Genomic DNA, 1,252 nt, shown 5'->3' with positions numbered 1-1,252 from the left:
GGCGCCCGCCTGCGCGCCGGTTATACGCCGGGCGGCGGCGCGCTCTTCTATGTCACGGGCGGCGGCGCCTATGCGCGGCTCAACAACAAGTTCGCGACGACGAACAGCGTGAACAGCTTCGCCGACGGCGGCAAGACCAACGGCTGGGGCTATTCGGCCGGCGGCGGCGTCGAGGTGATGGCGGCGAGGAATCTGTCCGTCGGCCTCGAATATCTCTACACCGACCTCAAGGACGACGACTATACCGTCAGCGTCGGCCAGGGTAGCGCGCCGGCGCCCGATCCGCTCACCGGTGTCGACATCCAGCGCAGTGACCCCCATTTCCGCACCCACAGCGTGCGCGGAACGATCAGCTATCGATTCTGATCCAGCGCAAAGGGCGCCGGCTCGACGGAGCCGGCGCCCTTTTCACGAGCCCCGTCGGGCGCCGCGAAGATCGCGAAGTTCCCGTTGGCACTACATACCATTCGCCCATCCTGAAACAGGCGGGCATCGATGTTGGCGATGCGCTTGCCGCGATGGACCACCTGCGCCTCGCACGTCAGCAGGCCTTCGCGCACCCCGACATGATAGTTGCATTTGATCTCCAGCGTCGCGCACCACTGGTCGTCGTCGAGCAGGCTGGACAGCGCGCCGCCCATCGCCGTGTCGGCCAGCGTGTAGGCGACACCGCCGTGCGCGACGCCATGCGGATTGAAATGCCGTTCGGAATCGATCGCGATCGCCATCTTGCAGCCGCCGCCGCCGCGCTCGATCATCTGGAGGCCGAGCGTTCGCGCGAAATGGAAATCCTGACCGAACGGCGTCACCGGACGCGGGGTCCGCCAAAGGGCGGCGGCGGCGGCGGGCGGCGTGTGCCGCGCGGCAGTTGCGCCTGATAGGCGCGGCCGCAATGCTCGACGCAATAAGGAAAGCCGGGATTCACCGCTTCACCGCAAAAATGGAAATCCGGCTCGCCCGGATGCCCCATCGGCCAACGGCAGATGCGGTCGTTGAGGTCGAGCAAGCTTGTCTTGTCGGCGATTTCCGGGCTCGGCTTGGCGGGCACCAGACGGCGCGGCGGCGCGGGCGGAATCGGCGCCTGCTGGTCGCCCGGTCCCTGCCGGATGAAGCCGCCGGGCCCGATCGAGACGATCCGCGGTCCATCGGCCTTCGGCGCCGCATCGGGAGCGGGCGTCGGCGGAACGGCCGCCGCCGGGCGCGGCTCGGCGCGCGGCGCCGGGGCAGGGCGAGCGGACGCGGGCTCGGCAGC

At 69.2% G+C, this 1,252-nt stretch carries 3 protein-coding genes; 1 reads left to right on the top strand and 2 read right to left on the bottom strand.

What is annotated here, in order from left to right; translation table 11 throughout:
- Positions 1–366: outer membrane protein (locus SGR02S_RS19255; RefSeq protein ID WP_156483145.1), on the top strand; the 366-nt coding region annotated here is incomplete at its 5' end.
- Here the strand turns inward: SGR02S_RS19255 and SGR02S_RS19250 are convergent.
- Positions 354–809, bottom strand: a complete 456-nt coding sequence (locus tag SGR02S_RS19250; RefSeq protein WP_082797252.1) for a PaaI family thioesterase — start codon at positions 807–809, stop codon at positions 354–356. The genes SGR02S_RS19255 and SGR02S_RS19250 overlap by 13 nt on opposite strands.
- The coding region (locus SGR02S_RS19245; RefSeq protein WP_218000151.1) for a GcrA family cell cycle regulator at positions 806–1,252 on the bottom strand (447 nt) is incomplete at its 5' end. The genes SGR02S_RS19245 and SGR02S_RS19250, both read right to left, overlap by 4 nt.

This window comes from Sphingopyxis granuli NBRC 100800, assembly GCF_001591045.1.
Classification (GTDB): Bacteria; Pseudomonadota; Alphaproteobacteria; order Sphingomonadales; family Sphingomonadaceae; genus Sphingopyxis; species Sphingopyxis granuli.
This window is presented reverse-complemented; position numbering and strand designations above follow the sequence as displayed.